This window comes from Sphingobacterium spiritivorum, from assembly GCF_016725325.1.
GTDB lineage: Bacteria > Bacteroidota > Bacteroidia > Sphingobacteriales > Sphingobacteriaceae > Sphingobacterium.
On record NZ_CP068083.1, the window covers coordinates 1,533,375 to 1,559,699 of the forward strand.

General features: G+C 40.3%; 26 protein-coding genes. 8 read left to right on the forward strand and 18 right to left on the reverse strand.

Translation table 11 applies throughout. The annotated features are described in order from the left end of the window. Positions 1-20 precede the first annotated feature (20 nt). From I6J02_RS06190 to I6J02_RS06215, 6 genes are all read left to right on the forward strand, one after another. The gene (locus tag I6J02_RS06190) at positions 21-1,517 is read left to right on the forward strand and encodes a lipopolysaccharide biosynthesis protein (protein WP_201680915.1); all 1,497 of its coding nucleotides are present in this window, start codon (positions 21-23) and stop codon (positions 1,515-1,517) included. Further along, entirely contained in the window at positions 1,514-2,404 is an 891-nt protein-coding gene (locus I6J02_RS06195; protein WP_201680916.1) for a glycosyltransferase family 2 protein, read from the forward strand. The genes I6J02_RS06190 and I6J02_RS06195 overlap by 4 nt, the downstream gene beginning before the upstream one ends. 31 nt (positions 2,405-2,435) lie before the next feature. Then, positions 2,436-3,353 carry a sugar transferase gene (locus I6J02_RS06200; protein WP_201680917.1) on the forward strand — a complete coding sequence of 306 codons (918 nt, stop codon included), beginning with the start codon at positions 2,436-2,438 and terminating at the stop codon, positions 3,351-3,353. A gap of 4 nt (positions 3,354-3,357) precedes the next feature. Next, positions 3,358-4,110 (forward strand): glycosyltransferase family 2 protein, encoded by a 753-nt coding sequence (locus I6J02_RS06205; RefSeq protein WP_201680918.1) that lies wholly within the window; start codon positions 3,358-3,360, stop codon positions 4,108-4,110. Beyond that, on the forward strand, positions 4,110-4,325 hold the full coding sequence (locus I6J02_RS06210; protein WP_003000169.1) for a DUF3820 family protein: 216 nt from the start codon (positions 4,110-4,112) through the stop codon (positions 4,323-4,325). Before I6J02_RS06205 ends, I6J02_RS06210 begins: the two co-directional genes overlap by 1 nt. Positions 4,326-4,411: 86 nt before the next feature. Then, complete coding sequence (locus I6J02_RS06215) at positions 4,412-5,401, forward strand: rhodanese-related sulfurtransferase (protein WP_201680919.1); 990 nt, start codon at positions 4,412-4,414, stop codon at positions 5,399-5,401. A gap of 75 nt (positions 5,402-5,476) precedes the next feature. Here I6J02_RS06215 and pgi read toward each other — a convergent pair whose 3' ends face one another. Further along, positions 5,477-7,123: a glucose-6-phosphate isomerase gene (gene pgi / locus I6J02_RS06220; protein WP_201680920.1), complete on the reverse strand. Its 1,647-nt coding sequence runs from the start codon at positions 7,121-7,123 to the stop codon at positions 5,477-5,479. 174 nt (positions 7,124-7,297) lie between these two features. Between pgi and prfB the strand changes: the two genes are divergently transcribed. Beyond that, positions 7,298-8,381, forward strand: a protein-coding gene (prfB, locus tag I6J02_RS06225) for a peptide chain release factor 2 (RefSeq protein WP_201680921.1) whose coding sequence is annotated in 2 segments (ribosomal slippage) — positions 7,298-7,357 and positions 7,359-8,381 — 1,083 coding nt in all. Because the reading frame shifts where the segments join, the coding sequence is not laid out codon by codon here. A gap of 57 nt (positions 8,382-8,438) precedes the next feature. Here the strand turns inward: prfB and dcd are convergent. After that, positions 8,439-8,975: a dCTP deaminase gene (dcd, locus tag I6J02_RS06230; protein ID WP_201680922.1), complete on the reverse strand. Its 537-nt coding sequence runs from the start codon at positions 8,973-8,975 to the stop codon at positions 8,439-8,441. 210 nt (positions 8,976-9,185) lie between these two features. Here dcd and I6J02_RS06235 point away from each other — a divergent pair, with 210 nt between their 5' ends. Further along, positions 9,186-9,824, forward strand: a complete 639-nt coding sequence (locus I6J02_RS06235; RefSeq protein WP_201681665.1) for a 4'-phosphopantetheinyl transferase family protein — start codon at positions 9,186-9,188, stop codon at positions 9,822-9,824. An 18-nt stretch (positions 9,825-9,842) separates the two neighbouring features. Here the strand turns inward: I6J02_RS06235 and I6J02_RS06240 are convergent, their stop codons facing one another. The 16 genes from I6J02_RS06240 to I6J02_RS06315 form a co-directional block, all read right to left on the reverse strand. Further along, the gene (locus tag I6J02_RS06240) at positions 9,843-10,616 is read right to left on the reverse strand and encodes an enoyl-CoA hydratase/isomerase family protein (RefSeq protein WP_201680923.1); all 774 of its coding nucleotides are present in this window, start codon (positions 10,614-10,616) and stop codon (positions 9,843-9,845) included. A 4-nt stretch (positions 10,617-10,620) separates the two neighbouring features. Next, the gene (locus tag I6J02_RS06245; protein WP_201680924.1) at positions 10,621-13,152 is read right to left on the reverse strand and encodes a DUF5686 and carboxypeptidase-like regulatory domain-containing protein; all 2,532 of its coding nucleotides are present in this window, start codon (positions 13,150-13,152) and stop codon (positions 10,621-10,623) included. 112 nt (positions 13,153-13,264) lie between these two features. After that, positions 13,265-14,650, reverse strand: a complete 1,386-nt coding sequence (locus I6J02_RS06250; protein ID WP_201680925.1) for an NADH-quinone oxidoreductase subunit N — start codon at positions 14,648-14,650, stop codon at positions 13,265-13,267. A 34-nt stretch (positions 14,651-14,684) separates the two neighbouring features. Beyond that, positions 14,685-16,130 carry a NuoM family protein gene (locus I6J02_RS06255; protein ID WP_201680926.1) on the reverse strand — a complete coding sequence of 482 codons (1,446 nt, stop codon included), beginning with the start codon at positions 16,128-16,130 and terminating at the stop codon, positions 14,685-14,687. Between the two features lie 17 nt (positions 16,131-16,147). Then, complete coding sequence (nuoL, locus tag I6J02_RS06260; RefSeq protein WP_201680927.1) at positions 16,148-18,067, reverse strand: NADH-quinone oxidoreductase subunit L; 1,920 nt, start codon at positions 18,065-18,067, stop codon at positions 16,148-16,150. A gap of 27 nt (positions 18,068-18,094) precedes the next feature. After that, positions 18,095-18,424 (reverse strand): NADH-quinone oxidoreductase subunit NuoK, encoded by a 330-nt coding sequence (gene nuoK, locus I6J02_RS06265; protein WP_003000191.1) that lies wholly within the window; start codon positions 18,422-18,424, stop codon positions 18,095-18,097. Continuing rightward, positions 18,417-18,920: an NADH-quinone oxidoreductase subunit J gene (locus tag I6J02_RS06270; protein WP_201680928.1), complete on the reverse strand. Its 504-nt coding sequence runs from the start codon at positions 18,918-18,920 to the stop codon at positions 18,417-18,419. The genes nuoK and I6J02_RS06270 overlap by 8 nt, the downstream gene beginning before the upstream one ends. A gap of 7 nt (positions 18,921-18,927) precedes the next feature. Further along, positions 18,928-19,452, reverse strand: a complete 525-nt coding sequence (locus I6J02_RS06275; protein ID WP_201680929.1) for a NuoI/complex I 23 kDa subunit family protein — start codon at positions 19,450-19,452, stop codon at positions 18,928-18,930. Positions 19,453-19,485: 33 nt separating this feature from the next. Then, positions 19,486-20,523 carry an NADH-quinone oxidoreductase subunit NuoH gene (nuoH, locus tag I6J02_RS06280; RefSeq protein WP_201680930.1) on the reverse strand — a complete coding sequence of 346 codons (1,038 nt, stop codon included), beginning with the start codon at positions 20,521-20,523 and terminating at the stop codon, positions 19,486-19,488. A 14-nt stretch (positions 20,524-20,537) separates the two neighbouring features. Next, positions 20,538-21,551: a 2Fe-2S iron-sulfur cluster-binding protein gene (locus I6J02_RS06285; RefSeq protein WP_003013006.1), complete on the reverse strand. Its 1,014-nt coding sequence runs from the start codon at positions 21,549-21,551 to the stop codon at positions 20,538-20,540. Between the two features lie 21 nt (positions 21,552-21,572). Continuing rightward, positions 21,573-22,925 carry an NADH-quinone oxidoreductase subunit NuoF gene (gene nuoF, locus I6J02_RS06290; protein ID WP_201680931.1) on the reverse strand — a complete coding sequence of 451 codons (1,353 nt, stop codon included), beginning with the start codon at positions 22,923-22,925 and terminating at the stop codon, positions 21,573-21,575. A gap of 11 nt (positions 22,926-22,936) precedes the next feature. Further along, on the reverse strand, positions 22,937-23,452 hold the full coding sequence (gene nuoE, locus I6J02_RS06295; RefSeq protein WP_201680932.1) for a complex I 24 kDa subunit family protein: 516 nt from the start codon (positions 23,450-23,452) through the stop codon (positions 22,937-22,939). After that, entirely contained in the window at positions 23,445-24,680 is a 1,236-nt protein-coding gene (locus I6J02_RS06300; RefSeq protein ID WP_201680933.1) for an NADH-quinone oxidoreductase subunit D, read from the reverse strand. The genes nuoE and I6J02_RS06300 overlap by 8 nt, the downstream gene beginning before the upstream one ends. A 13-nt stretch (positions 24,681-24,693) precedes the next feature. Further along, entirely contained in the window at positions 24,694-25,197 is a 504-nt protein-coding gene (locus I6J02_RS06305; RefSeq protein ID WP_201680934.1) for an NADH-quinone oxidoreductase subunit C, read from the reverse strand. Beyond that, on the reverse strand, positions 25,190-25,744 hold the full coding sequence (locus tag I6J02_RS06310) for an NADH-quinone oxidoreductase subunit B (RefSeq protein ID WP_003013014.1): 555 nt from the start codon (positions 25,742-25,744) through the stop codon (positions 25,190-25,192). The genes I6J02_RS06305 and I6J02_RS06310 overlap by 8 nt, the downstream gene beginning before the upstream one ends. A gap of 104 nt (positions 25,745-25,848) precedes the next feature. Then, complete coding sequence (locus I6J02_RS06315) at positions 25,849-26,229, reverse strand: NADH-quinone oxidoreductase subunit A (protein WP_201680935.1); 381 nt, start codon at positions 26,227-26,229, stop codon at positions 25,849-25,851. Between the last annotated feature and the right edge of the window lie 96 nt (positions 26,230-26,325).

Below are 26,325 nucleotides of genomic sequence, written 5' to 3' on the forward strand. Positions count from 1 at the left end.
ATAGCGTATCAAAGAGTTAGATGGAATCGCTGCGGGAGGAAAATAACAATAACAGAGAAGAGCCTTCTTTAAAACAAAAAACTGCAAAGGGCCTTCTTTGGGGAGGAATGAGCAATCTTATCCAACAACTGCTAGGTGCATTTTTTGGTGTTTATATAAGCCGTATCCTTACTCCGGAGGATTATGGAGCTGTTGCTGTACTCCTCATTTTTCCGGTATTGGCATCCACATTACAGGAAAGTGGCTTTGTAAGTGCTATTACCAATCAAAAGCAGGTAGAACATAAAGATTACAATGCCGTTTTTTGGTTTAGTGGACTTATTGGATTATCTCTATACATTATCCTTTTCTTTTGTGCTCCGCTTATCGCATCCTTTTATGATATGCCGGAATTAACTCCGCTTGCACGGTATCTGTTCCTCAGCTTTTTAATATCCAGTATGGGCACCGCACACAATGCCTATCTTTTCAGAAATCTGAAAGTGAAACAGCGTGCAATAGGAACGACTATTGCGCTCCTTATTTCCGGAATCGCAGGCGTTATTATGGCTTACAATGGTAAGGCTTATTGGGGGATTGCCACGCAAACCGTACTTTATGTACTGGTAAATACTACTTTTCTATGGATATTCTCCTCTTTCAGGCCAACTTTTCATTTCGATTTCAGCCCCGTAAAGAAGATGTTTGCATTTAGCAGCAAGGTATTGATTACCAATCTTTTTCTCCAATTCAACACCAATATTATCACGACCATATTAGGAAAATTCTACACCAAGAGTGACGCCGGAGCTTTTAATCAGGCCAATAAATGGAACATCATGGGACAATCGGTATTACTGGGCATGTCACGTAGTGTTGCTCAACCCATTTTGACAAGTGTTCACGAAGAAGAAGAAAGGCAATTAAGAGTTTTCCGAAAGATTCTGAGCTTTACAGCTTTTATGACCTTTCCATTGATATTTGGTCTGTCCTCCGTCGCAAAAGAATTTATTGAAATCTTTCTTACAAACAAATGGCAGAATAGTGCTTACTTTCTGGAATTGCTCTGTATAGGCGGTGCTTTTGTCCCTTTGGCAGACATTTATGCTAATCTGGCGCTAAGCAAAGGAAAATCAAACATTTACATGTGGAATGTTATTGCATTAAGTCTGACACAGCTTGCACTGTTCTTACTGGTATATCCATACGGTATTTCGAGTATGATTCTCGTGTATGTCATTACAAATATCTTTTGGCTATTTGTATGGCATTATTTTGTCTCTAACCAGATAGGACTACAATGGAAACACTTATTTGCGGATGTATTTTTGTTCGCCGCGATTGCATCGGTCGCAGTAGCCGGAACATATCTTATCACGATGGATCTCACCCTCCATCTGTACATTCATTTTATTCTGAAAATTATCATCACAGCAATATTGTATACAACGCTTGTCTGGTTTATTCGTCCGCAATTGGTTAAAGAATGTATTACATTTCTTAAACTTGATAAATTTTTCAAAAGTAAAACAGCATGAAAATTTTAGCAATCATCGTTACTTATAATTTTGAAAAATGGATAGATAAATGCCTGCCAAGTTTGATCCATTCGGATGAGCCGGTCGATATTCTGGTGATAGACAATCTTTCACAGGATCAAACCTTAAAGCGTATCCGTCAGGAATATCCAAGTGTGCGTCTCATCGCCAATGATCAGAATCTGGGATTTGGCAAAGCCAACAATATGGGACTCACTATTGCTATCGACGAACATTATGATTATGCCTTTTTGATTAATCAGGATGCCTGGGTCACCAAGCCTTCCATCGGAAATATGATAAAACATATAGAGCAGGATTTTCCTGAAGGCATTATTTCTCCTATCCACCTGACAGGTGAGGGGAATAAACTGGATCATGGATTTCAAACCTATATCGGGAATAGAGATCTGCAACAGGTAAAGCAATATGAAGAGACTAAAATTGTAGAATTTATAAACGCAGCTTTTTGGTTTATTCCGGTTTCTATTCTCAGGAAAGTAGGTGGTTTCTCGCCTCTATTCTATCACTATGGAGAAGATAAGGACTATGCGAACAGGCTTAAATTCCACCATTACAAATTTGGATATACCTCTTCTGCCATTGGTTTTCATGACAGAGCTTTTCGCAAGCCTTCATTTGCTGCCACAGAACGCGCAGAATACGTATATTTTCTTTCTGAATATGCTAACATCAATTATACGTTTGGCAAAGCCTTCGGAAAAAGCATTGTGGCCGCAAAGCTTAAAAGTATTAAAGCTTTTTTCAAAGGAGATCTGAAATTATGCTGGGCTTATTATAAAATGATTTTTAAGCTTTTGGCAAAAACGGCAGAAGTAACTAAGGTTCGCAATCAAACAAAGAATCCGGGTAGAAATTTTATTTAATCTTATCTTTGTAGAACCTTTGGCAATCTGTATGGAAAAAAAACTGGCTCCTGTTGTTCTTTTTGTTTACAATCGTCCTCTCCATACGGAGCAGACGTTAGCTGCTTTGGAAAAAAATCTACTGGCATCAGAATCTGATCTTTTTATCTACGCAGATGGAGCGAAGGACAAGAACGCCGAGAGCAAAGTCGCTGAAGTCTATAAAATCATACACAAAACCTGGTCTTTTCGTTCTGTCACTATTGTACAACGGGATAGAAACTGGGGCCTGGCACCAAATATTATTGACGGAGTAACTACTATTATTAATAGATACGGTAAAGTCATCGTTCTGGAAGATGATCTTAAAACCGCCCCAAATGCACTTCAATATTTTAATGATGCGCTGAATCAGTATGAGTCCCAGCCTCAGGTGATGTCTGTCAGCGGATATAACTATCCCTTGAAAGATGCAGATACACTCCCTGAGACTTTCTTTTTCCGGGTGACGAACAGTTGGGGATGGGCGACCTGGGACAGAGCGTGGAAATACTTTAATCCGGACATAGAGAGTTTGGTTCAGCAACTGGATCAGCAACAGGTTTACCAATTCAGCATAGAAGGAAAAGAAAACTTCTGGAGACAGGTGCAGCAGTTCAGAAAAGGCACAATAAATTCCTGGGCGATCCGCTGGTATCTGTCTGTTTTTCTGCAAAAGGGCTTAACTTTGTATCCGCGTCATTCCTACATTCAGAATATAGGCACAGATGGATCCGGAACGCATTCTGATACAGAACAGACGTATAGAGTAAGACTCAACGAAGAGAAAACAACCTTTTTCCCGGAAAAAATAGAAGAAAATGCAATTGCTTATGAGCGGATCAAAAATTTCTATGCACACCGCAAAGGATCTTTATTCCAACGCGGTATTCGCTTTGCAAAAAAATGGATCAACAAATTAAACAACTAATCACGTGGCGCACCCCAAAATATCAATCATAACCATTGTCTACAACAATGTCCGGGACATCAGATATACGTTAGACTCTGTAGCCACTCAAAGCTATGATAACATTGAATATATTGTTATTGACGGCTTGTCAACAGACGGTACTCTGGATATTATTGATCAATACAAGTCTTATATACATGTGTTGATATCCGAAAAAGATAAAGGGATATATGATGCCATGAACAAAGGGCTGGCTCTTGCAACCGGAGATTATGTTCTTTTCTTAAATTCAGGAGATGAACTGTTCTCTCCATCAACATTGAGTGACATTTTTGAAAATTGCGACATGGCCGATATCTACTACGGTGAAACAAAACTTGTAGATGAGGATCGTCATATCTTAGGTGATCGCAGACATCGTATCCCCGAGCATTTTTACTGGAAAAGCTTCAGATACGGCATGAATGTATGTCACCAGGCCATCTATATTAAAAGAGAGCTGACAGAGCCCTATGATACGTCATACCAGCTTAGTGCTGATATCGACTGGGTAATCCGTGCAGCAAAAAAAGCTAAGACTACAGTCAATACGCATCATTATGTCGCTAAATATCTTGTGGGTGGCATGTCCCAAAAACGACATAAACAAAGTTTGAAAGAACGTTATGCCATTTTCAAAAAACATTACGGCACTATACCCAATATATTTCATCACGCAGTTATCGCTGTCCGTCTTCTACTATACCGTATCAAAAACGGAAAAACCCAAGATTAATGTTCAATCCCGAAATTTTAACCGAACTGGCCAATACACCAATGCCCTATGGTAAATATAAAGGTGTGCTCCTGTGCCGGCTTCCTGAATCCTATATTGTCTGGTACCGACAGAAAGGGTTCCCCAAAGGAAAACTAGGCAATCAGCTTGCCACCCTTTACGAGATCAAACTCAACGGCCTTGAATACCTGCTGGCTCCCCTGATAAAAAAGTGATGAGAATCAAAATGAAGGATATTTTATTTTCCTTATCTTTGTTCCATTAATTTATTTAGCATTAAACGCCGTTTGCAGCGGTATCAATGAATAGTATGACATATCAAACATTGCTGTATTATTGCTACAGCCCTATCGAGAATGCAGAACAGTTTGCTGCAGATCACTTAGAATTTTGTAATTCCCTTGGCCTTGTTGGTCGTATTATTGTCGCAGACGAAGGTCTGAACGGTACAATCTCCGGAACAGAGGAAGCTTGTAAGGCCTATATGGAAGCGATCTATGCAGATGGACGGTTTAACAAAACGGAGTTTAAAATTGATGTGGTCGATGAGCCTTCTTTCATCAAAATGCACTGCCGGTATAAAGAAGAAATCGTACACTCGGGATTACGTGATCCAAAAGAAATAGATCCGAATCGTCAGACAGGAGTTCATCTGGAACCTAAGGATTTCATGGAAATGAAAGACCAGGAAGACGTCATTATACTAGATGTTCGCTCCAATTACGAGCACAGTGTAGGACGTTTCAAAAATGCCATTACACTGGATATCGAAAACTTCCGTGAATTCCCCGAAAAGATCAAGGAATTAGAGAAATATAAAGACAAAAAAATCCTCACCTATTGTACAGGTGGTATTAAATGTGAAAAAGCATCTGCTCTTCTTCTGAAGGAAGGATTTGAAGATGTATATCAGCTTCACGGAGGAATTATCAAATACGGAAAAGAAGCCGGGGGAAAGGATTTTGAAGGAAAGTGCTATGTTTTTGACAACCGTCTTACAGTAGATGTCAATGAAGTAAATCCAACAATTGTCTCTACCTGTAAAAACTGTGGCAAGACGACTCCAAAAATGATCAACTGTGCAAATCCAGAATGTAATGAACATTTCACACAATGTGATGAATGTGGTTGGGAAATGGACGGATGCTGTTCACCACAATGTAAGGAACACCCTAGAAAACGTCCTTATGACGGAACAGGCTATTATGTGAAAGTCCCTCAACCTGTCAATTTAGAAAAAATCAGTAAACGGAAACACAAAAACTTTCCGCCAAAAACAACTGAAGTATAGGATAATTAGTATATATTAAAAAAGGGTCATTTCGTAATAAAATGACCCTTTTTTAATATCCCACAATGATGAGATTTATCTCCAGGCTTTATACTGATTGATCAACCCGTTTGTAGAAGAATCGTGAGAACTGATTTCTTCATTACCCTTCAGTTCAGGTAAGATCTGATTTGCTAATTGCTTACCCAATTCTACTCCCCACTGATCGAATGAAAAGATATTCCAGATAATTCCCTGTACAAATATCTTGTGTTCATAAAGAGCAATAAGAGTTCCCAAAGAACGGGGTGTAATCTCTTTCAGCAGAATCGAATTGCTTGGACGATTACCTTCAAATACTTTAAAATTCTTTAATCGCTGAATATCTTCCTGAGATCTTCCTGCCTTTTCAAACTCTGCTACGACGACTTCCTCAGACTTGCCGTTCATCAATGCTTCCGTTTGTGCGAAAAAATTGGATAAAAGCAGTTGATGATGGTTTCCGATCTTATTATGACTAACGGCAGGGGCAATAAAATCACAAGGAATCAATTTGGTCCCCTGATGTATCAACTGATAGAACGCGTGTTGACCATTTGTTCCGGGTTCACCCCATATAATAGGTCCGGTCTGATAATCTATACGATTGCCATTTCTATCTACATATTTACCGTTACTTTCCATATCTCCCTGTTGGAAATACGCAGCAAAGCGGTGCAGATATTGATCATATGGAAGAATAGCATGACTTTCAGCATCAAAAAAGTTATTATACCAGATGCCTAACACAGCCAGCAATACCGGAATATTTTCTTCAAAACGAGCTGTTTGAAAATGTTCATCGGCGATATAAGCACCTTTCAGTAATTCCTTAAAATTATTAAAACCAAGAGCCAGAGAAATGGAAAGTCCGATTGCGGACCATAAAGAGTAACGTCCACCTACCCAATCCCAGAATTCAAACATATTTCGTGTATCAATTCCAAACGCAGATACAGCCTCCGCATTGGTGCTCAAAGCGGCAAAGTGTTTGGCAATATCCGATTCTTTGGCACCGCTATGGAGAAACCATTCACGTGCAGAGCCGGCATTTGCCATCGTCTCCTGTGTCGTAAATGTTTTGGAAGCAATCAGAAATAAGGTCGTCTCGGGGTTAAGTCCTTTAAGTGTTTCAACAATATGTGTCCCGTCAACATTAGATACAAAATGTACATTAAGGTGTGTTTTATACGCCTTCAGAGCCTCCGTAACCATGACCGGCCCCAGATCTGATCCACCAATACCGATATTCACGACATCTGTAATCACTTTGCCCGTAAAGCCTTTCCAGGATCCGGAAAGAATTTCATTCGTAAAAGATTCCATATGATCCAATACGGCATTTATCTGAGGCATTACATCTTTACCGTCAACCAGTACAGGCTTGCCGCTCTGATTTCGCAATGCTGTATGTAACACCTCACGTCCTTCCGTTTCATTGATCTTTTCTCCGGAAAACATAGCTTTGATAGCCACATCCAATTGACATTCTTTAGCCAGTTGAATCAATAAAGCTATTGTTTCTTCATTAATTCTGTTCTTAGAATAATCCACCAAAATATCTTCCAACTGAACAGAAAATTTCTCAAATCGTTGAGAATCTTTCTGAAATAGCTCTTTAAGACTCTCCTGGTTAATCGTGATATAATGATCTGTCAGATATTTATATGCGTTTGTCTGTGTAAAATCTATTCTTGGTAACATATCTTTTGTATTTATTCAAAGATAATAAATTCCCTCTCCCAATGGGGTGAATTGCAAACATATTTCCCCTCCTCGAAGACTCCTGAAAAACCGAAGGAGCTAAAGTTTAGGGAAGTTAAAAAGTTAGAAGGCCTGAAAGATGAGAAAGTACTTTTAAATCTTTACTTTTGATACATGACCAAAGAACATATTCAAGACTTGAGGGATCGCGTAACATCCCTGAGGAGGCATCTTTGACATTGATGTCAAGAAAGAAGAAATCAATCAGGAACAGGAGCTAACACTTGCCCCCACTTTTTGGGACGACTCCAAAGCTGCCGAAAAAGTACTTCACGCTATCAAAACAAAAAAAGTATGGACTGAACATTTTGATCAGGTCGCATCAGCGGTAGAAGACACGGTGGTGATGTACGAATTTTTCCAAAGCGGTGATGCGACAGAACAGGAACTGGAAAGTCAATATCAAACCGCTTTACAGGACATCGAAGAGCTTGAATTTAAAAACATGCTCAGTGCTGAAGAGGATCAGCTCGATGCAATCTTACAGATCACCGCGGGTGCCGGTGGAACAGAAAGTTGTGACTGGGCTGCAATGCTTATGCGGATGTACATTATGTGGGGAGAAAAGCATGGTTTTAAAGTCACCGAACAGGACTCTCAGGAAGGAGATGTTGCAGGGATTAAGACTGTTACACTACAGTTTTCAGGAAACTTCTCCTATGGTTATCTGAAAGGTGAAAATGGAGTACATCGTCTTGTACGGATCTCTCCGTTTGACTCTAATGCCAAACGACATACCTCATTTGCATCCGTGTATGTATATCCGCTGATCGATGATAATATCGAAATCGATGTTAAGGACTCTGAAATCGAATGGGATACATTCCGGTCAGGTGGAGCAGGAGGACAGAACGTCAATAAAGTAGAAACTGCAGTACGTCTGCACCACAAACCGACGGGTATTATTATCAAAAATCAGGAGACCCGATCACAGCTCCAAAATAAAGAGAATGCACTACGCCTTCTAAAATCACAGCTATATGAGATAGAGATGCGTAAGCGTCAGGAAGCTACTGCTGCTATCGAAGGTTCCAAGAAAAAGATCGAATGGGGTTCGCAGATCCGAAATTATGTACTGCATCCTTATAAACTGGTCAAAGACCTCAGAACAAGCGTAGAAACATCAAACACTCAAGCCGTATTGGATGGAGATATTGACCTGTTCCTGAAAGCTTATCTGATGGAATTCGGCGGATAAGTATAAAACAAAAGAACAGGGAAAATTCCCTGTTCTTTTGTTTCTATAGTCTGCTCTCTAAAAAGAGTTTTTCCACATCATACTCTCTACAGGGCGCACCGTTTTACTATTGTATTTGGCATTTCCCTTCGTATTATACAAGGTCTCGATGTCCCCTTCAACAGCAAAATAAATCAACTGTCCGATAGGCATACCCGGATACACGCGAACGGGCTGTGCTACAGAAATCTCAAGCGTCCATGTATTGCAAAAACCTACATCGCCCTTTCCTGCTGTCGCATGGATATCAATTCCCAGTCGTCCTGTACTGGATTTTCCTTCTAAAAAAGGGACATGCTTATGTGTTTCCGTATATTCCAGTGTCACACCCAAATACAATGTATTAGGCTCTAACACATACCCTTCAGCCGGGATCTCAAAGTGTGTGATCTGGTTATGTTGTTTTGCGTCCAGCACGCGATCCTTATATGTTGCCAGATATTTGCCCAGATGCACATCGTAAGAATTAGTTCCTAAGCAACTGCGGTCAAATGGTTCGATGACGATTGTTCCGGCATCAATTTCTTCCAGTATTCTTTTGTCCGATAAAATCATGTTTTGTAAAAATAGACTGACCGGGATAACCCCCACATTGTCAGCCTCCAAAAATACAGTTTTGCCTCAGAATTATGACCATATATTCCGAATTTTATTTAAACCACTTACTTTCCTTTGTGGATTGCCACAAACATTGTGACAGATCTGTTTGATTTTAGTCCGGGTCTGCGTAACTTGCAGTATAATCAACGATCATACTGTACTGAGATGGCTTTAGCATACCTCCGAGAATTAGATGAACATACTAAACTTGCTATCTGGAAGATAGAAGAATCTGCTGAAGAACTGTTGGCAAAACTTCAACTGGATACGCGTGAGAAAGCGCTTCTGGATTCTTTTGGAAAAGGCAAACGAAGCCTTCACTGGATGACAACCCGTGTTCTATTACGTTATCTCCTGCAAACTGATCAGTATATTGATTGTCCTTCAGATGAAAACGGTAAGCCTTATCTGACAAATTTTCCCTACAAAATATCGCTTACACATTCCTATGATTACGCAGCTGTGTTGATAAGTTCTAAAGGAGAAGTAGGAATTGATCTGGAAATTGTAAAAGATAAAGTCATCAGAATCAAACATAAGTTTCTGAAACCGGAAGAACTTGCTTTTATACAAGGCGAACAAAGTATAGAACAGCTTTATGCCTGCTGGTGCGCAAAGGAAGCCATATATAAATTACAGGGCAATAAAGGGGTCTCCTTCCTGAATAATATGACCATACTGCCTTTTGAATATCAGGCACAGGGAATTCTTAAACTTCAACTAGAAATCAACCAGATCCGCACGACATATAACGTGTATTATGAAAAATTCGGCGAATATATGCTTGGATATGCTATTGAATAAGTTAAAGTAGTCCCGAAACTAAAAATTTGGTTTGCGTTTCTCTACAAAAGCAGATACCCCTTCAATAAAATCAGGCTGCCCAAAGCATTTTCCAAATTCAGATATTTCTATTTTATAACCGTTCTCCTCTTTTGAAATACTGGCATTAATAGCTCTGATAGCAGCTTTAACAGATGTTTTGGACCTTGAAAAAATATTTGTCAATATCTCTTCTGCTTTAGAAAGAAGATTCTCTGTCTCCGTAACGTGATTGACCACACCCCATGATAAAGCCTCTTCCGAAGTAATCATATTGCCGGACAGTATCATTTCCATAGCTTTCCCTCGCCCTACAAGATCTGTCAAACGCTGTGTCCCTCCATATCCGGGTATTAATCCTAAGGAAGCTTCCGGGAGACCCAATTTGGCTGATACAGCTGCAACACGCATATGACAGGCCAATGCCAGTTCCAGACCTCCACCTAATGCAAAGCCGTTAATGGCAGCTATGACTGGTTTGTCAAAATTATAAATCCGATCCATCACCTTGTGCCCTGAAGCAGCTAGTAGCCGGCCTTCTTCTTCATTTAACGACTGAAATTCTTTAATATCTGCGCCTGCAATAAATGCCTTTGATCCTGCTCCTGTGACAATCACACCCCAGATATCCTGATCTTGAGCAATGTCATCCAATACCGTACTCAACTCCTCAAATGTTTTTGTATTAAGTGCATTCAACTGCTGCTCGCGATTGAAAGTAACATAACAAACATGGTTTTGTTTTTTTACTAAAAGATTTTCAAGTGCATTCATCTCATTAAAAATTAAAGTGTACTGTTAAACGAACTTTTTCTCTCCGGACATTATCATATTCCCGGTAAGAAAGTCTTTTGACATATTCAACGGTAAAAAACCGAAAAACATTTTCTACTCCCACTGTTGCTTCCATATAGGGCGTCTGATCAATCGTACGCGTTACGATTCTTCCATCGTCATCTTTATCAAAATAAACAACTTCATTGCTGATATAGGGATTATTATGCGGAGAAAGGTCCCCGTAAAACATCCGGAGACGCCACAACTCCCTCCATTTTAATTTTTTGATCAGTGGGATCTTATTCAGCAAAAATCCCTGCAGCCGATGATCTATAGCAAACTTCACATACCTGTCTGCCGCAAATTCCATGCTATTCATCATAAAATAGTCCACCGTGTGTCGGTCCTGTTCAATCTGAACATTCGGTATTTCTAATAACGGATAAGGCAATGTTCCCCATATTTTACCTACGCCAGCTGTAAGGTCAGCAGTCCCCAGCTGATTCAGAAAAAGGCGCTTGGATACGGCAAACCGCAATGCACTGTAGTTGTACTCTCCTCCGAGAAAACCTTTCACCCCTTGATTATACTGAAGGGTAAAGACAGGATATTTATCAATAATGGGAGTTCGTGTAAGATTTCTATAATAAAAGTTTTCATTTGGTGCCCACCTCAGTTGCATTTCCACATCGTTCGTCACTATACGTGGCAGCGTCTCACCGGCATGAATCCCTGTTTTGTTAAACACAAGTGTACCTGCAGTTTCCCTTCTGAAATAAGTAAATCCGGTACTTACGCTGATATGGTTTCCAAATTCCCAAACATGATTTAATTTATAGGCATCATTGAATAAAAATTTCTCCGGCTTAGTACCACTAAAGGAAGCAAAGAAACTGTCTCCTTTCTTAAAACCAATACCACGTCCCGGCTCCATGACATCATGTTGTACTGTCCCCTCAATATAGTGAGCAGGGAAGGTCGTCACCGATTTATTATTAAGTGAGAATGCGGATCTCAGATAATATTTCATTTTCCTGTCTTTGACTCCATAGGCCAGATAACCCTCCAGGTATACTTTTTCAGAAAGCTGTCCGGTAGTCCGTCCGCCAAACCGGATACGATTTCCTTCGACTTCATTAAAACTATAGGTATACTCAAGCGGTCCGAATTCTACAGGCCCTGCATTATGAAAGCCCTGCGCCAGTAAATAGCCTATAGCCATCAGACGCTTGAAGCTTTTCATATTATTGAGCGAATCGGTATTGGAGTAGACCGTTTGCTCGATCTTATTCAGCGGAATGGGGCGCTGCCGCTCCAAAATAGCCGTATCCTGACTTGCTGAAGCTAGCATTTCAGTAGGAGCTCCTTCAAATATCTTAGCCGGAATCTGGCTTTTAAAATCCCATTTCGAATTGAAGGCAACCCTGCGACCAAATAAAGCATCGTCTTTCCTGCCTCCGAAAAGAATCAACAGATCTGACTTCCGAAGAAACATAAACCCGTCGGCATTAGGATCGTAGTGCAGACTGATCAAAATATCGTTTATCCAGTTTAAATTAGCTTCCTTACCAACAGCAAGTTCAGCCTGCCGCACGGCATACCGGCCATCTGTGGTGACCTGCAATGTACCACTGAACAGGAGATCCTGCTTATTCTTAGGCTCAAATGCCAGCTCTACAAATGTGCCGTCGACCGTCTGTATGGTATCCTGAATATAAAACCGGTAAAACAATTTCGCTTCGTCTGCAATCGGACTTAGAAAAAGTTTATTGATAATAAAAATACTGGGATCATAGATATCAACCGGACGGAACTGATAATTGAGATATTGTTGAATATTGGCATTATTGATATACCGGGGATCAAATTCTGTCTTCTTGTGAGACTTTATAAGCTTCTTATATTTTGAAGGATCTGTCTGTGAGTAGACATCCGAAAGATTTTCTTCCATATACATCGGCAGAAGCGCCTTCCCCTTTATGGATGCAGTATCAAGGTTCTTAAAAATAAATTTCAATTTCCCCATCCGTTTCTCCATTGCCTTTCGAGGATCAACAAGCCCGAACTGAACTTTTTCATACTCTTCAAACTGCACCTGATTTAACGAACGAAGCCGGTTATCTTTTTTATGTTTTATGACAAGATCAATCAACTCCAAAGCCGGATCGTCCTTTTTTGATTTTGATCTTTTGGAAATAGTGACCATTTCCAACATATTATCGGCATAATCCAATTCGACATTAAGTTGTTGCAAGGAATCTTTAGTGATAGGCAGATTAACGGCGGTATAACCCATTGCCCTGAATTGGATAGAAGTCTGATTTTGGTTGGCAAGAATTGCAAAATTACCCGATGTATCAGTAGAAGTCCCCAGGTTTCCAGGGGCTAATACGATAGTCGCACGGGGAATTCCATGTCCTGTGTTCTTGTCCACAACCCTTCCTTTGATCGTCAGTTGACCAAGAGCAGGACAAGTTATCAGTAGTAGGAATCCAACAAGTAAAATATAATCGAGTTTCTTATTGTATATCATTCTTAAATCCTGCACCCGTATAAATATACAATTTGTAAACTGAGAATAAAACTTATAACAAAAAAATGCATGGTAGTGTACCATGCATTTCAATTTTTTCGATTTATTATAATCAAATAAGCTTTATCAAACAATCCGGATAAATACCTATCAAGACTGTTAACAAGACTGCAATAAGGAAAACAAAAGAATAATTAACAGGAATATTAACCTTTGAAGTTCCCGGCTCACTTTCTCTGAAATACATCGCTACGACCACACGCAGATAATAAAATACGCCAATCACAGCATTGACCGCTGCCAGAATCAACAGCACAATATGGTAATTGTTCATCGCTATGGTGAACATCATAAATTTACCTATAAAACCTGCTGTCAGAGGAATACCTGCCAGAGAAAGCATTGCCACTGTCACAACAAGTGCAAGCCAGGGATTACGTTTTGCAAGTCCGTTAAAGGCAGAAAAATTATCCGAACCCACCTCACGTTTTACAAGGATCAAAGCGCCGAAAGCAATAACTGTAGCTAAGGAATACGCTGTCGCATAAGCCAGAATTGCACTCGCCGATTGATTACCAATCGAAATAACAGCAAATAACATATAACCAGCATGCGCTATACTGGAATACGCAAGCATACGCTTAAACGAGTGCTGCATTAATGCTGAAATATTACCGATGAACAATGTTATAATAGCAATGGTTAGTAATATTGGTGTCCAGTATTCATTTAGTGGTACAAAAGCGGAACTAAAAAGACGCAGCATCCCGGCAAAAGAGGCGGCTTTGACAACCGTACTCATGTAGCTGGTAATCAGAATTGGAGCACCGTCATAGACATCAGGCGTCCAGAAATGAAAAGGAGCAGCCCCAACTTTAAAACATAATCCCACAATCAGAAATAAAATTCCGGCATAGAATAACGGAGAAATATCATGCGGATGAGCAATGACATAGCCTTTAATTACTTCCAGATCAAAAGAACCTGAAGCGCCATAAATAAGGGCGATCCCAAACAACAGAAATCCGGTGGAGAATGCACCCATAAGGAAATATTTCAAGGACGCTTCATTAGATGCAAAATCCTGCTTTCGGATACCTACAAGAATATATAAAGCTACCGACATAATTTCTATGCCTATAAAAAGCATCGCAAAGTTATGATAGGAATTAACTAATATAGCTCCAGTCAGGGAAAACAAAATTAAAGCATAATATTCTGCAACATGTTCACTAATTGACCAAAAATATTCTTTGGATAGTAACAGAACCAATGCTGTAATAAGAATAGAAAGCACAGAGAAACCTATTGCGAAGTGATCAAATATAATCATCCCGCTATAAAGAGGTTCAGCAACTTTGTTCCAATCCAATATTAGAAAAACCAATGCACCGGCCAATCCCAGCAGTGTAACAGGCAATAAGGCATTTTTAGCCTTATACAGTCCCATGTATAATACTAATATTCCTAATAAAGACAGCGTAATAATCGCACCCATAAATAAATCGTTCTAATATTTTGTCGCTATAATTCTAAAATTTCACCTGCTGAAGCAATTGTTGTACAGAAGCTTCTGACAAGCCCAATAAACCATTTGGAGTAACACCGATATAGATAATGGCTACCACAACGATACTCAGTAATACTATTTCATGTCCGCTGATATCCGTAACATGACTATTTTGTTCCTTTAATGGTCCCAACATAGATTTTTGGTAAAGACGCAGCATATATACTGCTCCTAATATCAGTGTAAGTCCGGCAAAGACAGCATACCAGAAGCCATATTGATAAACGCCCATCAACAACAAAAACTCTCCTACAAAACCATTTGTCAACGGCAACCCTACAGCCCCCATCACAATAATCAGAAAGAATATGGCCAGGTTAGGCATACGCTTGGCTAATCCGCCAAGGTCAGCCAAAGATCTCGTTCCGGTCTTACTTGCTATAATATCCAACACATAGAATAACCCGATAACAGATATACCGTGATTGATCATCTGTATCATCGCTCCCTGCAATCCCTGCAGGTTCCACGCAAACACTCCGGCACTGATCAGTCCCACGTGCGCAATAGAAGAATAGGCAATCAGGCGTTTTATATCTTTTTGCTGGATAGCAATAATAGAAGCATACACAATTCCGATAACCGCCAATATCATAGCAATATGGCCATATTCAGCCACTCCTTCCGGTGCAATTGGGATCAACCAGCGGATCAGACCATAGATACCCATTTTTAACATGATACCAGCCAGTAACATCGTACCTACAGTTGGTGCGTTGGTATAAGTATTAGGTTGCCATGTATGAAATGGAAACAAAGGAATCTTGATTGCAAAAGCAAGGAAAAATGCCCAGAAAATCCAACGTTGCACAGATCCGGTCAGATCAAGTGCAGCAAAGGAACTCCATTCAAAATCCTTATTCACAGTTTGTTGTTGCAAATAGATAATCGCAACCAACATAAAAATACTTCCAAGGAAAGTATAAACGAAAAACTTTAAATTCACACGTATCCGGTCACCCTCGCCCCAAAGCGCACAGATAAAGTAAATCGGAATCAATGCAATCTCCCATCCTACATAAAATGTAAAAGCATCTAAAGCCGTAAATACCAATACCAGACCGGCCTGCATAAAAGCGACCAAAGCATACAGATTACCTTTGTACGTTTTAGAGAACGTTGATAATACGATCAAAGGCATAAGTGCATTTGTCAGTAAGACCAGAGGTAAACTGATCCCATCCAATCCGATATGAAAATGTATTCCTAAACTCTCAATCCAGCTATAGTTTTGTTCAAACTGTACACTGGCATCAGGAACAAACTGACACAGAAAAGGAATTGTGAAAGCTAATTGCAGTAAAGACAAAGTCAATGCAATGATCTGAGCAGGTTGCGAATTCTTCACAAATGCCAGAACACCAGCACTAATCAGTGGTAATAAAAGCAGTATAAAAAGGTTAGTCATCTATACAATTATTTTCATTAAACGCTTAAAATTCCATACACAAACAATACAACCACAGCGACAACCATCATGAAGATATAGAATCCAACGTGGCCATTCTGCAGTTGACGGATTCCTTTTCCTGAGGAGACAAACAGGTTACCGATACCATTGACGATACCATCTATACCCGAACGATCTATTACTTTATATAAGAATCTTGAAAATGCATTAAGGGGCTTTACAATAACACTATCGTAAAGTTCATCTACATACAGCTTATTATAAGATAGTTTATGCAGGCCGCTATCTTCCAAAGCGTCAGATTTTGGCACATATCCTCGTTTTACATATCGTCCGTATGCCACTACCGCCATAATTATCGCTGCCAAAGCAGATACAGCCATTAAAATATATTCGGTCTGATGGTCAATATGGAAAGTTCCTTTGATAGATTGACTGTCCGCAAATACCGGAGCCAGAAAATTAGCAAGTTTATGCCCTCCGCCCAAGGCTTCAGGAATATTCATCAATCCGCCTACTGCTGCCAGAATTGCCAATACAATTAAAGGTAGCGTCATGGATATCGGTGACTCATGAAGGTGATGCTTTTGTTCTTCTGTTCCTCTGAATGTACCAAAGAAGGTAAGATACAACAGTCTGAACATATAAAAAGCCGTACATAGAGCTGCAATAAATCCTATTGTCCACAATAGTTTATTCTCCGCAAAAGCAAAGGCTAATATCTCATCCTTCGAGAAAAATCCTGATAATGGAGGGATACCTGCTATTGCAATCGTACCGATAAGCATAGTAAAATAAGTTACAGGTAACTTCTTCCGAAGACCTCCCATTTTGCGCATATCCTGCTCATCACTCATAGCATGAATAACAGATCCTGCTCCGAGAAACAATAGTGCTTTGAAAAATGCGTGGGTCAAAACATGGAAGAAAGCACCTGTAAAAGCACCTACTCCCAGACCTAAGAACATATAACCCAGCTGGGAAACTGTCGAATAAGCCAGTACTTTCTTGATATCATTCTGAGTAAGTGCAATAAACGCGGCCAATAAAGCAGTTGCCACACCAATGATAGCTATAATCTGCATTGTCACTGGTGAAAGTGTAAACATAATGTTAGACCTTGCTATCATATAAATACCCGCAGTAACCATCGTTGCGGCATGGATAAGCGCTGATACAGGAGTTGGTCCTGCCATGGCATCCGGCAACCAGGTAAACAAAGGGATTTGCGCAGACTTACCGGTGGCAGCTATAAATAATAAGATCGTGATGACAAGTAATGAAGTATCACCCATCGCCAGTTCTTTTGCTTTTGGAAATACTGAAGCGAACTCTAATGATCCGAAGGCATAAAAGATAAAGAAAACAGCTAACAGAAAGCCAAGATCTCCTATCCGGTTCATCACGAAAGCCTTTTTTGCAGCTGAAGCATAGGAATCATTCGTATACCAGAATCCGATAAGTAAATAGGAACATAGACCTACACCTTCCCAGCCAATAAACATGACCAAATAGTTCGAGCCTAAAACCAATAGCAACATAAAGAAGATAAACAGATTGAGATAAGCGAAAAACTTACCAAAGCCCTTATCCTTGTGCATATATCCGATAGAATATACATGTATCAGAAAACCTATTCCCGTAACGATCAACAACATAATAGAACTCAGCGGATCCACCAGAAAAGAAAGGGAAATACTTAAGTTGCCAACTTTAATCCAATTGAAGATTTCTTGTGTAAATACGGCTGCGTCTCCGGCAACTCTGGCCTCATATACGGTCGAGAATATTCCGCAACTGATCAGGAAAGATGCCAGCACCACTCCGCTTCCAATAACTCCGATAAGGGACTTGGGAAGGATATGCTGACCGATTCCATTGATTAAAAAACCAATTAACGGTAATAGAGGGATCAACCAAATTAATTCAATCATATTTATAATACCTTAATCTTATAAATGTTACCAACGCAATCGACTTAACGATTCAATATCAACTGATTTGGTATTTCGATATACCATAATAATAATAGCAAGACCGACAGCAACTTCTGCCGCAGCCAGTGCCATAATAAAAAATACAAATACTTGTCCGCTAGGATCTCCATGATGAGAAGAAAATGCGGCCAGCAACAGATTGACAGCATTCAGCATCAGCTCGATCGACATCATAATAATGATGACATTACGTCTGATCAAAACACCAATCACGCCGATTGCAAAAATGATACTGCAAAAAATCAGGTAATGATTTAATGGTACCCCTTGTATGTGTTGAACAATATTATCCATTTACTTTCTTAGTATCTTTTTTAGCCAGTAAAACTGCTCCTACCATCGCTGTTAGCAATAAAATAGAAGAAATTTCAAATGGCAGTAAAAATTTATCAAACAGAACCACTCCTAATTCTTTGACCAGTCCGATAGATGGTTGAGCGACTACATCACCATTGTCAATTTCAATGATCCGTAAAGATCCAAGAACTACCACCAGTAAACACATTCCGGCTACTGCGCCCATAATCTTAACAACGCCCGATCGCATGGGTTCGGATTCCTTATTGAGATTGAGGAGCATCAGGACAAAGAGAAAGAGCACCATGATCGCCCCCATATAAACAATGAAATTGACTACAGCCAAAAACTGGGCATTCAACAGAATATAATGTACTGTAAAGGTGAAAAATGTGATAACCAAATACAGAACACTATGTACAGGATTCTTTGTGAAAATGGTCATTAACGCAAAGAAAATAGACAAAAAAGCTACAAAATAAAATATCGTCATCTGTTAATTAGGTTATACTTTTTTGCTGAAGCTGAGTTATATCAAACTTAGGTTCTACCAATTTATCTTTTCCATAAATAAAATCCTTGCGGAGGTAGGAAGCTGTTACGTGAGGACCATCCAGATAGATGGCCTCTTTAGGGCAGGCCTCTTCACACAATCCGCAAAAGATACAGCGCAACATATTAATCTCATATACTGCCGCATATTTTTCTTCCCGATACAGGTTTTCTTCACCCTTTTCACGCTCCGCAGCAGTCATAGTAATCGCTTCTGCAGGACAAGACAGTGCACAAAGTCCGCATGCTGTACAACGCTCTCTTCCCTGCTCATCACGCTTCAACGAGTGCTGTCCTCTAAAGTTCTTAGAATAAGGCCGGATTTGCTCCGGATACTTAACCGTTGGAATTTTCTTAAAAAAATGTCGTAAAGTAATCGCAAGTCCCTTGGCAATGGCAGGCAAATACATGCGCTCCCAGATATTCATGGGCTTTTGTTCCAGTACTTTCTTTCTATTTGATAATGATTGCATCCTGATTCTAATTTAAATGATCCCTACACACCCCTAAAAATAGGTGTCCTTTACTACCGTAATAATACCAGTCAGCACAATATTGGCAATTGCTAACGGAATCAAAATTTTCCAGCCCAGTTTCATCAATTGATCATACCGGAAACGCGGCAGTGTCCAGCGAATCCACATGAAGAAAAAGATAAAACCAAATATTTTAAGAAAAAACACGATAACTCCAATAATGGTAATCCAGTTTTGTGATAATCCCAGATCATTCATAAATGGAAAGTTATATCCTCCGAAATACAGAGCCGCCATCAATGCAGACGACACGAACATATTGATATACTCCGAGAACATATACAACCCAAGTTTCATAGAGGAGTATTCTGTATGATATCCACCCACAAGTTCTGTTTCACACTCCGGTAAATCAAACGGCACACGATTACATTCTGCAAAAGCACAAACCATAAACAGTAAGAATCCCAGAGGTTGTACCCAGATATTCCAATTTACAAAACCTGTTTGCTGTGCCACAATAGTACCAATAGACAGCGTTTCTGTTACCATCAGTAAAGCAATCAGGGATAATCCCATAGCGATCTCATAGCTGATACTCTGCGATGCTGCACGTATAGCTCCCATCAGGGAAAATTTATTATTTGATGCCCATCCTCCCAGCATAATTCCGTAGACACCCAAGGCAACTACTCCGAAAACATAAAGAACACCAACGTTGATATCCGCTACCTGAAGAGAAATAGTACGTTCTCCTATTGTAAGCGTCTGTCCCCAGGGAATAATAGCAGAACTTATACAAGCTGTAATAATTGCAATAGTAGGTCCCAGGATAAAAAGCACCTTGTGTGCACCTGCCGGTATTATTTCTTCTTTGAAAAAAAACTTCCCGCCATCACACAGGGGCTGCAACAGTCCGAATATTCCCGCACGATCCGGGCCGTACCTATCCTGCATAAACCCCGCAATCTTCCGCTCTGCCAGCGTAGAATACATCGCAATGACGAGCGTCACTACGAAAATAATAACGACTAAAACGGATTTCTCTATAATGAAAGCTGTTTCCATGCTTATATGTTATACTATTTTAGTTTTTCAGTTCTTGCTAATTGTTCTTCATTCGCCTCCTGCAATTCCAGATCAGGCTTAATAACCGGAGGTGGATTAAACTCGGGGTAATGATTTGCACCGATTACAGAATCCTTATCTACCGGCGTTGGTTCTTCCAGTGTCCAGTCATCTGTATGTTTCTTATCAAAACGACAGGTGTTACAGATAAATTCTTCCACTTCACCAAACTCATCTTTACGTGCCGTTACACGCAGTACTTCCGTACCTCTGTTCCACAATGTTACTTTACCCGAACAGGTCGGACAGTCCCGATGCGCATCTACAGGCTTTGTAAACCACACGCGGTTTTTAAAACGAAATGTTTTATCTGTCAATGCTCCTACTGGGCATACATCTATCACATTTCCAGAAAAGTCATTGTCTACAGCTTTAGCAATATAGGTTGAAATTTCGGCATGATCTCCTCTGTTAAGAATACCATGTACACGATTATTCGTAATCTGATCTGCTGTAAATACACATCTGTAGCACAAAATACAGCGATTCATGTGCAATTGGATCTTATCCCCGATATCGATACGCTCAAAAGTCCGGCGATCAAACTCATAACGGGTTCCTTCGCTGCCATGCTCATAGCCAAGATCCTGAAGTTTACATTCTCCGGCCTGATCACATACAGGACAGTCTAAAGGATGGTTAATCAACAACATCTCGACCACACCTTTTCTTGCTTCCACTACTTCAGGAGAAGTGATATTCAGCACTTCCATTCCATCCATAACCGTTGTACGGCAGGAAGCGACCAGCTTAGGCATCGGACGGGGATCCTTCTCGGATCCTTTACTTACTTTTACCAAACAGGTGCGACATTTACCACCACTTCCTTCTAACTTGGAATAATAGCACATTGCCGGAGGAACAATATCGCCTCCTATCTGACGGGCAGCATTCAAAATAGTTGTTCCCGGAGCTACTTCTACAGGAATTCCATCTATGCTAACCTTGAATTTAACGTCTTCTGCCATTTTCTACTTTCCTTTAATATTTTAAACAACCGGTGCTAACGGATCTGCATAATGTGCCAGGCCATAATTTCGGCTTGTCGCCTCACTGGCGCTGGTAATATGCCACTCAAATTCATCTCTGAAATGTCTGATCGCAGCTGCAACCGGCCACGCAGCGGCATCTCCTAACGGACATATTGTATTTCCTTCAATCTTCCGCTGTACATCCCACAGCAGATCAATATCTGCCATAGATCCCTGACCTATTTCTATTTTATGAAGTATCTTTTCCATCCAGCCCGTTCCTTCACGGCATGGCGAACACTGTCCACAACTTTCGTGATGATAAAAACGGGTAAAGTTCCAGGTATTACGTACAATACATTGATCTTCGTCAAAAGCAATAAAACCTCCCGACCCCAACATCGTACCTGTTGCAAAACCACCATCAGCTAATGATTCATAGCTCATCAGCCGGCTTTCTCCATTAATAGTTTTAGTAATTAGATTGGCCGGTAAAATCGGAACAGAAGAACCTCCTGCCACGACGGCTTTCAATCGTTTACCATTGGCGATACCGCCACAATATTCATCAGAATAAATAAATTCCTCTACCGGCAATCCCAATTCGATCTCATATACTCCCGGCTTGGCTACATTACCTCCGGCTGAGATCAGTTTTGTTCCTGTACTACGGTCTATTCCAATTTTCGCATACTCCTCTCCGCCATCATTAATGATAGGAACAGTCGCTGCTATAGATTCTACATTATTAACAACTGTAGGACATCCATATAAACCAGCTACTGCCGGAAACGGAGGTTTAATTCGCGGATTCCCTCTTTTACCTTCAAGAGATTCCAGTAGAGCCGTTTCTTCTCCACAGATATAAGCACCACCTCCTGGCTGTACATAAATCTCCAGGTCATATCCGGTCCCCAAAATATTCTTCCCTAAGAATCCTGCATTTTTTGCTTCTGCTATGGCTTTTTCCAGAATACGGATTTGCGGCATCATCTCTCCTCTGACATAGATGTAAGAAGTATTTGCTCCTAAAGCATAGCTGGAAACGATCATACCTTCAACAAGTGCGTGAGGTATATGCGTCATCAGGAAACGATCTTTAAACGTTCCTGGTTCTGATTCGTCACCATTGCATACCAGATAGCGTGGTACGCCTTCAGGCTTTGCCAGAAAACTCCATTTCATACCCGTAGGGAAACCTGCTCCGCCACGACCACGAAGTCCTGATTTTTTCACCTCTTCTACTACATCATCCGGAGACATCGATTTCAATGCCTTTTCAACAGCACGATATCCGCCCTGCTGCCGGTACACTTCGAATGTATGGATACCGGGAACATTTATATGTGTGAGTAATAACTTACGAGCCATCTCCTAGGTAATTAATGTTTTTCTTTCAATTCGTTTATGAGCTTATCCACACTTTCCTCAGTCAGATTCTCATAGAATGTATACTCCGGGCCAATCTGTAACACAGGACCAAATCCGCAGGCGGCAACACATTCTACTCCACGCCATGAAAAAAGTCCGTCAGGAGTGACCTCTCCTTCCTTTACACCTAAGCGGTTTTCAATATGATCCATGATTTTTTCTGCTCCCACAAGACAACAAGGTCCTGTGCGACATACTTCAAGAACATATTTTCCTTTAGGCTCCAGAAAATACATAGTATAGAACGTGGCCACTTCATATACTTCAATAGGCTGTATATCCAGATAATGTGCAACCTTATCCATTGCGTCTACACTCAGCCAGCCAAATTCAGCCTGGACCAAATGTAAAACAGGCAATAATGCAGATTTCTGTTTCCCTTCCGGATAACGGGATACAACTTCTCCGAACTTTTGCAAAAGTTCAGCAGAAAATTCTACGGGCTGACTTTCTTTAACACTAAGCATCTAACTCTCCTGCAATTACATTTAAACTACTCATATTAATAATGGCGTCCGAAATTAACATCCCGCTACTCATTGGAGCAAACATCTGATAATTTACAAACGAAGGTCTTCTGAAATGCAAACGATAGGGTGTACGTCCTCCATCATGAATCAGGTAAAACCCTAATTCACCGTTGGCGCCTTCTACTGCGTGGTAAACTTCCGCTTTTGGAGTTTCCCATTCGCCCATCACGATCTTAAAGTGATAGATCAAAGCTTCCATATTCGTATATACCTGTTCTTTTGGAGGAAGATAGAACTCCGGAACATCGGCATGGAACACATCTGCAGGTTCTTTTGCTATTTTCTCCAAAGCCTGTTCGATGATACGCATAGATTGCCTCATTTCGGCATTACGCACCATAAAACGGTCGTATACATCACCAGTAGTACCTACTGGCACTTCAAAATCAAATTCTTCATAAGAGCAATACGGTTCTTGTGCACGCACATCATAATCGATACCTGTAGCCCGCAGAATCGGACCCGACCAACTATAACTCAAAGCCTGCTCCGGTGTGACAGCTGCCACTCCTGAAGTACGCTCTATAAATATTCTGTTGCGAACAAACATTTCCTCAAACTCTGTCAGAACAGGAGGAAAGCGCTCTAAAAATTCTCTTATCTTTAAAAAGGCGACATCATTAAAATCTCTTTCAAAACCACCGATACGCCCTATATTGGTAGTCAGTCTGGCTCCACAGATCTCCTCGAAGATCTCATATATAAATTCACGTTCCTGCATGACATACAAAAAGCCGGAAAAAGCTCCTGTATCAACACCGAGGATACCGTTACATATAATATGATCTGCAATCCGAGCCAGTTCCATAACGATGACACGCATATACTGCACACGCTTAGGAATCTCTATATTCAACAGTTTTTCCACTGTCATATGCCACCCCATATTATTAATAGGTGATGAACAATAATTCAACCGATCAGTGAGAGGTGTAATCTGATAGAATGGACGATGCTCTGCAATTTTTTCAAAAGCTCTGTGTATATAACCAATAGTAGAGACACCGCTAACGATACGTTCACCATCAATCTGCACTACATTCTGGAACACACCGTGTGTTGCCGGGTGAGTAGGGCCTATATTTAGTGTTATCAGTTCATCTTGCGGATCGTTATCGGAATAAACGGGGCTATTGGGGGTTATCTTGGTTATAAAATCGCTCATCTCAAATATTTAGTTATCGGCCAAAATAAAAATCCTTCTTATCTACTCTGTTCGGATCTTCCAATGGATATTCTTTTCGCATCGGAAAGACTGTCATTTCATCCACATTCAAAATTCTTCTGAGATCGGGATGTCCTTCGAAATGGATGCCGAAGAAATCATATGTTTCGCGCTCCATCCAGTTTGCACCGTTCCAAAGTACAGTCGCTGACGGAATCGCAGGATGCTGACCGTCAATAAAAACTTTGATCCGGATACGTACATTATGAACCAGACTATGCACATGATAAACTACAGCAAAAGCTTCTTCCTGATTAGGGTAATGTACAGCTGTAATATCCGTCAGATAGATAAACTGAAGTATAGTATCATCTTTTATAAAAGCCAGTACATCTATTATATCTGTTTTTGAAGTCTGTATGGTCAGCAGACCGTAAGACTCAGATGCATTTTTGACTTTAGTCCCAAAATGCTCTTGCAGACGCTCCCACAGTTGTATATTAGTAAGTTTATCCATTATCAGTTACTATTCCGTACTTTTCTAACAATGCTTTATATTCAGGTGTATTTCTTCTGTTAAGAGATTCATTCTTTACAATCTCCTGAAGGCGCAGTACGCCATCTAAAATAGCTTCTGGTCTTGGAGGACAACCTGGCACATATACATCTACCGGGATAATCTCATCTATTCCCTGCAATACGGAGTAAGTATCGAAAATTCCCCCGCTAGAAGCACAGGCTCCGACAGCGATCACCCAACGGGGCTCTGCCATCTGTACATATACCTGCTTCAGAACGGGAGCCATCTTTTTAGCAATGGTTCCCATTACCAATAACATATCCGCTTGTCTCGGCGAAAAACTAGGTCTTTCAGCTCCGAAACGTGCCAGATCATAAGTAGATCCCATTGTCGCCATAAACTCAATACCACAGCAAGAAGTAGCAAAAGGTAATGGCCATAACGAATTAGCACGTGCCAAACCGATAGCTTTATCTAAAGTTGTCGCAAAAAATCCTGATCCTTCTACTCCCGGAGGAGCTTCAGCCAACTTGACATTACTCATAATAGTAGTTCTTATTGTTTATATTGACTCGCTTATAGTGATTACTTCCTAAAGGTACTGTAAAATATAATTTATTGTAAATCAAAAAATTATTTAGAATTATTCTAATCCCAGTCCAAAGCTCTCTTTTTGATAATGTAAATAAAGCCTAAAAGTAGCAGTCCCATAAAGACAAACATCTCAATCAAACCCTGCATACCAAACGATCTGAAATTGACTGCCCAAGGGTACATAAAGATCACTTCTATATCAAAAATGACAAATAGAATTGCGACCAGAAAGTATTTAATGGAAAAAGGTTGACGGGCATTTCCTTTTACTTCAACTCCGGATTCGAAGGAAGAAAGTTTATTCTCGGTTCTTACTTTGGGACCTATCATATGGGTAATGATGATCGTTCCTACACCAAAGCTCACTGCCACAAGCAGTTGTATCAATATAGGTAAATAGTCGACGGGTGCACTGGCTAGGTTTACTGTTTCCATGTGTACATTTTTTGGTTATTTATGTTTTAAAATTAGCATTTTATACGCTAAAATCCAAGATAATAAAAAAGGTGGCCGAAAAATCGGCCACCTTTT

Bases quoted from the DNA above. Each gene is read 5' to 3' on its own strand.
- nuoF (WP_201680931.1), bottom strand. From the start codon at position 22,925: ATGGCTCGTAAGTTATTACTCACACATATAAATGTTCCCGGTATCCAT.
- I6J02_RS06245 (WP_201680924.1), bottom strand. From the start codon at position 13,152: ATGATATACAATAAGAAACTCGATTATATTTTACTTGTTGGATTCCTA.
- I6J02_RS06275 (WP_201680929.1), bottom strand. From the start codon at position 19,452: ATGCAATCATTATCAAATAGAAAGAAAGTACTGGAACAAAAGCCCATG.
- pgi (WP_201680920.1), bottom strand. From the start codon at position 7,123: ATGTTACCAAGAATAGATTTTACACAGACAAACGCATATAAATATCTG.
- I6J02_RS06315 (WP_201680935.1), bottom strand. From the start codon at position 26,229: ATGGAAACAGTAAACCTAGCCAGTGCACCCGTCGACTATTTACCTATA.
- I6J02_RS06250 (WP_201680925.1), bottom strand. From the start codon at position 14,650: ATGGGTGCGATTATTACGCTGTCTTTATTAGGAATATTAGTATTATAC.
- I6J02_RS06255 (WP_201680926.1), bottom strand. From the start codon at position 16,130: ATGACTAACCTTTTTATACTGCTTTTATTACCACTGATTAGTGCTGGT.
- nuoE (WP_201680932.1), bottom strand. From the start codon at position 23,452: ATGCTTAGTGTTAAAGAAAGTCAGCCCGTAGAATTTTCTGCTGAACTT.
- I6J02_RS06305 (WP_201680934.1), bottom strand. From the start codon at position 25,197: ATGGATAAACTTACTAATATACAACTGTGGGAGCGTCTGCAAGAGCAT.
- I6J02_RS06235 (WP_201681665.1), top strand. From the start codon at position 9,186: ATGGCTTTAGCATACCTCCGAGAATTAGATGAACATACTAAACTTGCT.
- I6J02_RS06200 (WP_201680917.1), top strand. From the start codon at position 2,436: ATGGAAAAAAAACTGGCTCCTGTTGTTCTTTTTGTTTACAATCGTCCT.
- nuoH (WP_201680930.1), bottom strand. From the start codon at position 20,523: ATGGAAACAGCTTTCATTATAGAGAAATCCGTTTTAGTCGTTATTATT.
- nuoK (WP_003000191.1), bottom strand. From the start codon at position 18,424: ATGGATAATATTGTTCAACACATACAAGGGGTACCATTAAATCATTAC.
- I6J02_RS06300 (WP_201680933.1), bottom strand. From the start codon at position 24,680: ATGAGCGATTTTATAACCAAGATAACCCCCAATAGCCCCGTTTATTCC.
- I6J02_RS06195 (WP_201680916.1), top strand. From the start codon at position 1,514: ATGAAAATTTTAGCAATCATCGTTACTTATAATTTTGAAAAATGGATA.
- I6J02_RS06240 (WP_201680923.1), bottom strand. From the start codon at position 10,616: ATGAATGCACTTGAAAATCTTTTAGTAAAAAAACAAAACCATGTTTGT.
- I6J02_RS06190 (WP_201680915.1), top strand. From the start codon at position 21: ATGGAATCGCTGCGGGAGGAAAATAACAATAACAGAGAAGAGCCTTCT.
- I6J02_RS06210 (WP_003000169.1), top strand. From the start codon at position 4,110: ATGTTCAATCCCGAAATTTTAACCGAACTGGCCAATACACCAATGCCC.
- I6J02_RS06285 (WP_003013006.1), bottom strand. From the start codon at position 21,551: ATGGCAGAAGACGTTAAATTCAAGGTTAGCATAGATGGAATTCCTGTA.
- I6J02_RS06270 (WP_201680928.1), bottom strand. From the start codon at position 18,920: ATGACGATATTTTATTTTGTAGCTTTTTTGTCTATTTTCTTTGCGTTA.
- I6J02_RS06215 (WP_201680919.1), top strand. From the start codon at position 4,412: ATGAATAGTATGACATATCAAACATTGCTGTATTATTGCTACAGCCCT.
- I6J02_RS06310 (WP_003013014.1), bottom strand. From the start codon at position 25,744: ATGAGTAATGTCAAGTTGGCTGAAGCTCCTCCGGGAGTAGAAGGATCA.
- nuoL (WP_201680927.1), bottom strand. From the start codon at position 18,067: ATGATTGAATTAATTTGGTTGATCCCTCTATTACCGTTAATTGGTTTT.
- dcd (WP_201680922.1), bottom strand. From the start codon at position 8,975: ATGATTTTATCGGACAAAAGAATACTGGAAGAAATTGATGCCGGAACA.